Here is a 6,678-nt window from a genome sequence, read left to right on the forward strand (position 1 = left end):
CAAAACGTCATTATGGACCTGATCTGGCTGGAGGACTTTCTTGCCATCGCCGAGGAGCACGGGTTCTCCCGCGCCGCCGCGCGCCGGCACGTGACCCAGCCCGCGCTCAGCCGCCGCATCAGGTCGCTCGAGGAGTGGCTGGGGACACCGCTGTTCGAACGTTCCACACACACGGTCACGCTCACCGCCGCGGGCGAAAGCTTTCGCCCGGTGGCCGAGGACGTGCTGCGCCGGGTCCAGGTCGGACGGGACGAGGCGCTGGAAGTGGCCCGGCTCAAGGCCGAGACCATCACCTTCGCGGCAACGCATGCGCTGTCGCAGACGTTCTTCCCGGAATGGATTCGCAGCACCGAAAGCGCGCGGGACGGTGCGGCCGTTCAGCTCGTCGCCTCGAATTTCGCCGGCTGCGAGAAGCTGCTGCTGGACGCGCAGGCCCATTTCATGCTGGCCCATTATCATCCGTCACTGGTGAGCCGGCTCGACATGGACCGCTTCCAGCGCATCGAGCTTGCGACCGACATCCTGATCCCGATCAGCGCGCCGGCCACAAGGCCTGGCCGCGGCGGACGCAGCAGCGGCAAGAAAGCACAGCCTCGCTACGCCCTGCCCGGCGCATCCGGGGCGCCGCTGCCCTATCTCGCCTACCACCCCGGCTCCGGCGTCGGGCGACTTGTCACCTCGTTCCTGGCGGCGAAGGATCCGTCGGCCTGGCTCGCCCCGGGCTTCGCGGCACCGGTGATGCTGCTGATCGACATGGCGCGCGAAGGGCGCGGCGTGACATGGGCGCCGATGAGCCTCGTCCGCGCCGATCTCGACAGCGGCCGCCTGCTCCGCGCCGGCGGCCCGGACTGGGACATTCCGATCAGCGTCTCGCTGTTCCGAACGCGCGCCCGCATGACCCGGGCGGCCGAAAATTTCTGGAATGCGGTCCGCAAGAGCCGCCCGGCCGGAAAATCCACCGCTTCAGCATCTCGGACGAAGTAGGGAACGCTCGGAGACCTGCCGCTCCCTAGCATGGAACTTGCATAAATTCTGGGCGACATGGACGCCGCATGAACCTCATCAGTCTCGACATCCGCATGCTCCGGTCGCTGATCTCGGTGGTCGAGACCGGCAGCATCACCGAGACCGCGCGACGGCTGGGCCGCACCCAGCCGGCGATCACGCTGCAATTGCAGCGGCTGGAGGAGCTGACCGGCAAGCAATTGTTCGAGCATACCAGCCGCCGCCTGACGCTGACCGACGACGGCACCACCGTGCTTATCTACGCCAAATCCATCCTGAGGTTGCATGACGAGCTGATTTCGCAGCTGGCGTCGCAGGAGATCGAGGGCCAGGTCGTGCTCGGCACCCCCGACCTTTATGCGGCGTTCATGCTGCCGCAGATCCTCAGCGTGTTTCGAAAATCGTTTCCGCGCGTGCAGGTCGAGCTCAACTGCGCGCTGTCGACGCCGCTGGTCGGGCTCGTCAAGCGCGGCGACGTCGACATCGCGCTGGTCACCCGCATGAACGATTTCACCGGCGGCCAGGTGGTGCGCCGCGAGCAACTGGTCTGGATGACCGGCGAGCAATCCGCCGCGCATCAGGAACGTCCGATCCCGCTCGCGCTCTTGCCGCCCGGCAACATCTATCGCGACTACGCCATCGATACGCTGGAGCGCGCGAATCTGCGCTGGCGCATCGCCTGCGTCAGCGAGAGCGTCGGCGGCCTGCAAGCCGCGGCCTTCGCCGGCATGGCGGTGACCGTGCTCGGCCGCAGTGCGCTGGTGCCGGCGATGCGCGAGATCGGACCGAACGAGGGCCTGCCGCCGCTGCCGAAGATCGAGCTGCTGCTCTACAAGTCGAGCGGCGCGACCTCGAAGGCCGCGACCGCACTGCACGACTATCTCGCGCATTATCTGCGCCTCGACGAGGAGCTCAGCGTCCGCGGCGCACCGATCGAACTGGGCTAGCTGAGCGCCCTAGCGCAACGCCAGTTGCGGCCAGAACTTTGCCCAGGGCTGCGCCTGCTCGAACGCCGCCGCAACGCGGAAGATGGTGGGCTCGTCGAGCCAGGGCGCGATGATCTGGAGCCCGATCGGCATGCCGTCGCGATCGAAGCCGCAGGGCAACGTCGCGGCCGGAAGGCCGGCGAGATTGATCGGCCAGGTAAACGGCGACCAGCCGAGATGCGGATCGACGTTGCTTCCGTCGATCGTGTCGACGCCAATCTTGCCGGCCGCGAATGCGGTCACCGCGACGGTTGGCGTGACCAGCACATCCACGCGCTCGAACAGTTTGACGAAGGCACTGCGTGCCTGGCCGCGGCGGTAACTCGCCTCGATATAATCCGTACCGCTGTAGCGACGGCCGGCGCTGACCACATCGCGATAGTCGGCTTCGGAGCTGGCAAGATCGGCCGTGGTCTTGGTCGCGACCGCGGCCGCCTGTTCGGTGAACGCGATCGGCTTCAGCGTGTGCTCCAAAATGCCGGGATCGAGACCCGGGCCGTCCATGGTGACCTGCGCGCCGCAGGAATCGAGAACGGCGAGTGCTTTGCCAAAGGCCGCGCACACGTCAGGGCTGACAGCGGCATAGCCGAGATCGGCGCTGGCACCGATACGAATACCATCCAGGCGCCCTGCATCCGTATTGAAGCGACGCGCCGACACGGGAAGGCTTGCAGCATCGCGCAGGTCGTAACCCGCGATGATCTCCAGTGTCAGCGCGGCATCCGCGACGGTCCGCGTGATCGGCCCGGTATGCGCGAGCGAGGCCCAGGACGGCGGCGAGAAACCGGGCGAGCGCGGCACCAGGCCGAATGTCGGCTTCAAGCCGAACACGCCGCAAAACGACGAGGGCACGCGGATCGAGCCGACACCGTCGGTGCCGATCGCGATCGGGCCGCAGCCAGCGGCCACGCCCGCCGCAGCCCCACCGCTCGATCCGCCGCTGGTGCGGCCGGGATTCCAGGGATTGCGCGTAATCCCGGTGACCGGACTGTCGGCCGTGAGCTTGTAGCCGGACTCGCAGGTCGTGGTCTTGCAGGTGATGATCGCCCCTGATGCCTTCAGCGCCGACACCACGGCGGCATCCGCCTCGGGCACAAAGCTCTCGTTCATCGGCGAGCCGGCATAGGCCGGCACGCCTGCGACGAAGACGAGATCCTTGATCGTGACGGGCACGCCGGCGAGCGGCCCCCTGGCTTCGCCCGCACGCATCTCCCTGGTGAGACGGTCGGCATCCGCCCTCGCCTGCTCGTACATCGGCGTCACCACCGCGTTGCAGGCCTCGCTCGTCGCCTTGAGCGCAGCGATGGTGTCGTCGACGACATCGCGTGGCGTAAATGCCTTGCGCCGGTAGCCGGCCATGATCTCCGTTGCAGAGAGCGCGCCAAGGCCAGTCGGCGCCGGCGGGAAGGCCGTTCGGCCGGAACCATCAGTCATCATCAACCCTAAAGAGCTAGCTGAGCGCCGCGTCGACGGCGCGCTTGGCCATGACCGTGACCAGATGCGCACGGTAATCGGCTTCTGCGTGGATATCGGAGGTGAGACCGTCATTGTCGATCTTGATCGCCGCGATCGCGGACGGATCGAAATTCTCCGACAGCGCCGCCTCCATCGGCGGCACGCGGAACACGCCGGGGCCCGCACCAGTGACGGCGACCCGAACACCCTCGGCGAATTTCGCGACGAACACGCCGACCAGCGCATAACGTGACGCCGGCGCCTTGAACTTTGCGTAACCCGCCTTGAGCGGCACCGGAAAGCGGATGGCGGTGATGATCTCACCGGGCGCCAGCGCCGTCTCGAAGAGGCCGAGGAAGAACTCGTCCGCCGCGATCTCGCGCGTGCTGGTGATGATGGTGGCGCCGAGACCGAGCACCCCCGCCGGGTAATCCGCCGCGGGATCGTTGTTGGCGACCGAGCCCCCGATGGTGCCGCGGCTACGCACGGCGGGATCGCCGATCATCGAGGCCAGCGCCGCGAGCCCGGGGACTTTCGTCTGCACCAGCTTCGAGGCCGCTACCACCGCATGCGGTGTCATCGCGCCGATGGTGATGGTCGCGCCGTCATCGGTGATGCCCTTGAGGTTTGGCAGCTTGGAAAGATCAACCAGTGCGATTGGATTGGCCAGCCGCTGCTTCAACGTCGGGATCAGCGTCATGCCACCGGCGACGAGCTTGCTGTCCTCGATCGAGGTGAGCAGCTTGGCCGCGTCGGGAATTTCGCTCGGCTGGTGATAGGCAAACGGTTTCATTGTTGTCCTCCCTATTCCGCGGCGACCGGCAGCGACGCATTCTGAAGCAGGCGCCAGATCCGGTTCGGCGTCGCCGGCATGTCGACATGGGTGACGCCGAGATGCGACAGCGCATCGACCACCGCGTTGATGACGGCAGCGGGGGAGCCGATGGTGCCGACCTCGCCGCACCCCTTCACGCCCATCGGGGTATGCGTGCAAAGCGTTGAGTGAGTCGCGACCTTCATCATCGGCATGTGATCGGCCCGCGGCATGCAGTAATCCATCAGCGAGCCCGACAGCAGCTGGCCGGAGCCCTCGTCATAGACCGCGCTTTCGTACAGCGCCTGGCCGACGCCCTGCACGATGCCGCCGTGCAACTGGCCCTCGACGATCATCGGATTGATCACCGTGCCGACATCGTCCACGGCCGTGTAGTTGACCAGTGTCACCGTGCCGGTCTCCGGATCGACCTCGACCTCGGCGATGTGGCAGCCGCCGGGATAGGTGAAGTTGACGGGGTCGTAATAGGCCTGCTCCTCCAGCCCCGGCTCCAGCACTTCGAGTGGATAATTGTGCGGCACATAGGCCGCGCCCGCGATCTCCTCGAAGGTCTTGGCGCGATCCGTGCCGGCGACCGAGAATTTTCCGCTCTCGAACTGGATATCGACCTCGGCCGCCTCGAGCAGGTGCGAAGCGATCTTCTTGCCCTTGGCGATGACCTTGTCGGTCGCCTTCGACAGCGCCGCACCGCCGACCACCAGCGAGCGCGAGCCATAGGTGCCCATCCCGAACTGCACGCGGTCGGTGTCGCCGAACACGATATCGACATTCTCGAAGGACACGCCGAGCTTCTCGGAGACGATCTGCGCGAAGGTCGTCTCGTGGCCCTGGCCGTGATTGTGCGTGCCGATCATGACCGTGACCTGACCGGTCGGATGCACCCGCACCGTGGCGCTTTCGTAGAGGCCGCCGCGCGCACCCAGCCTTCCTGCAAAGCGCGACGGCGCAAGGCCGCAGGCCTCAACATAGGTGGAGTAGCCGAGCCCGCGGAATTTGCCCTTGCTGGCCGAGGCCGCCTTGCGCACGCCGAAATTCTTGACATCGGCGGCGACCAGCGCACCGTCGAGGCATCCCATCGGATCGCCGGAATCGTACTGCACCAGCACCGGCGTCTGATACGGATAGGCCTCCTTCGGGATCATGTTGCGGCGGCGGATCTCGACGCGGTCGATGCCCATCTCGCTGGCGGCGACATCGACGATGCGCTCCAGCACGAACGTCGCCTCGGGCCTACCCGCGCCGCGATAGGCGTCGACAGGCACGGTGTTGGTGAAGACCACCTTCACATTGCAATAGATCGCAGGCGTGGTGTAGACGCCGCCGAGCAAGGGGCCATAGAGATTTGTCGGGATGTTCGGCCCGAAGGTCGAGAGGTAACCGCCCATATTGGCCAGCGTGTTGACGCGGAAGGCGAGGAATTTTCCGGTCTCGTCGAGCGCCAGCTCGGCCTCGGTGACGTGATCGCGGCCGTGGCGATCGGAGACGTAGCCCTCGGAGCGGCTCGCGACCCATTTGATCGGCCGCTTCACCCGCTTGGCCGCCCAGGTGATCACGGCCTCCTCGCCATAGTGGAACTGCTTGACGCCAAAGCCGCCGCCGACATCGGGCGCGACCACGCGCAGCTTGTGCTGCGGGATGTTCAGCACCAGCGCGCCCATCAGGAAGCGCACCACATGCGGGAACTGGCTGGTGGTCCACAGCGTGAAGCGGTCGGTGCCGGGCTCGTATTCCGCGATCGCCGCGCGCGGCTCCATCGGATTGCCGATCAGGCGGTTGTTGACGAGGCTGAGCTTTGCGACATGCGCGGCTTTACGGAACGCGGTCTCGACCGCGGCCTTGTCGCCAAGCTCCCAGTCGCAGCAGATGTTGTTCGGCACATCGTCGAACAATTGCGGCGCACCCGGCCTGACAGCTTCGAGCACACCGACCACCGAGGGCAGCACCTCGTAATCGATGCTCAACAGCTCGGCCGCGGCATTCGCCTGCTCCGGCGTCTCCGCAACGACGAAAGCCACCATGTCGCCGACGAAACGCACCTTGCCCTGTGCCAGCATCGGGAACGGCGGCTCCTTCATCGGCACGCCCTTGGCGTCCGAGATGCCCCAGCCGCAGGGCAGCGACCCCAGCTTGTCGGCGGCGACATCCTCGCCGGTGAGTACCGCGACGACGCCGGGCGAAGCCAGCGCCGCGCTCTTGTCGATGCCACGCAGCACCGCGTGGCCATGGGGCGAGCGGACGAACACGCCCGCCGCCATGCCGGGGCGCTTGATGTCGGAGACGTAATTGCCGCGGCCGGTCAGGAAGCGCTGGTCTTCCTTCCGCTTCGGTGACGCGCCGATCCCGATCACATTGTTCATGGTCACTCTCCCTTGGCGGCGTTCATGGCGGCAGCGCCCG

General features: G+C 66.5%; 5 protein-coding genes. 2 read left to right on the forward strand and 3 right to left on the reverse strand.

The window, feature by feature from the left end:
- Nucleotides 1-12: 12 nt before the first annotated feature.
- Nucleotides 13-984, forward strand: coding sequence for a LysR family transcriptional regulator (locus tag PMI42_RS13165; protein ID WP_008134788.1), 972 nt, complete (start codon nt 13-15; stop codon nt 982-984).
- Nucleotides 985-1,052: 68 nt separating this feature from the next.
- Nucleotides 1,053-1,952, forward strand: coding sequence for a LysR substrate-binding domain-containing protein (locus PMI42_RS13170; protein WP_008134789.1), 900 nt, complete (start codon nt 1,053-1,055; stop codon nt 1,950-1,952).
- Nucleotides 1,953-1,961: 9 nt separating this feature from the next.
- On the opposite strand, the gene PMI42_RS13175 is transcribed toward PMI42_RS13170, so the two are convergent.
- The 3 genes from PMI42_RS13175 to PMI42_RS13185 are packed head-to-tail and all read right to left on the reverse strand — an operon-like array spanning nt 1,962 to nt 6,638.
- Entirely contained in the window at nt 1,962-3,425 is a 1,464-nt protein-coding gene (locus tag PMI42_RS13175) for an amidase (protein ID WP_008134790.1), read from the reverse strand.
- Between the two features lie 16 nt (nt 3,426-3,441).
- Nucleotides 3,442-4,239: an FAD binding domain-containing protein gene (locus tag PMI42_RS13180; RefSeq protein WP_008134791.1), complete on the reverse strand. Its 798-nt coding sequence runs from the start codon at nt 4,237-4,239 to the stop codon at nt 3,442-3,444.
- An 11-nt stretch (nt 4,240-4,250) separates the two neighbouring features.
- A complete protein-coding gene (locus tag PMI42_RS13185) occupies nt 4,251-6,638 on the reverse strand; it encodes a xanthine dehydrogenase family protein molybdopterin-binding subunit (RefSeq protein WP_008134793.1) in 2,388 nt (795 codons plus the stop codon).
- Nucleotides 6,639-6,678 lie beyond the last annotated feature (40 nt).

Origin of the sequence: Bradyrhizobium sp. YR681 (genome assembly GCF_000282615.1) — a bacterium.
Lineage (GTDB): Bacteria > Pseudomonadota > Alphaproteobacteria > Rhizobiales > Xanthobacteraceae > Bradyrhizobium.

Excerpts from the sequence above, each read along its gene's own strand:
- PMI42_RS13165 (WP_008134788.1), top strand. The coding sequence starts at position 13 with ATGGACCTGATCTGGCTGGAGGACTTTCTTGCCATCGCCGAGGAGCAC.
- PMI42_RS13170 (WP_008134789.1), top strand. The coding sequence starts at position 1,053 with ATGAACCTCATCAGTCTCGACATCCGCATGCTCCGGTCGCTGATCTCG.
- PMI42_RS13175 (WP_008134790.1), bottom strand. The coding sequence starts at position 3,425 with ATGACTGATGGTTCCGGCCGAACGGCCTTCCCGCCGGCGCCGACTGGC.
- PMI42_RS13180 (WP_008134791.1), bottom strand. The coding sequence starts at position 4,239 with ATGAAACCGTTTGCCTATCACCAGCCGAGCGAAATTCCCGACGCGGCC.
- PMI42_RS13185 (WP_008134793.1), bottom strand. The coding sequence starts at position 6,638 with ATGAACAATGTGATCGGGATCGGCGCGTCACCGAAGCGGAAGGAAGAC.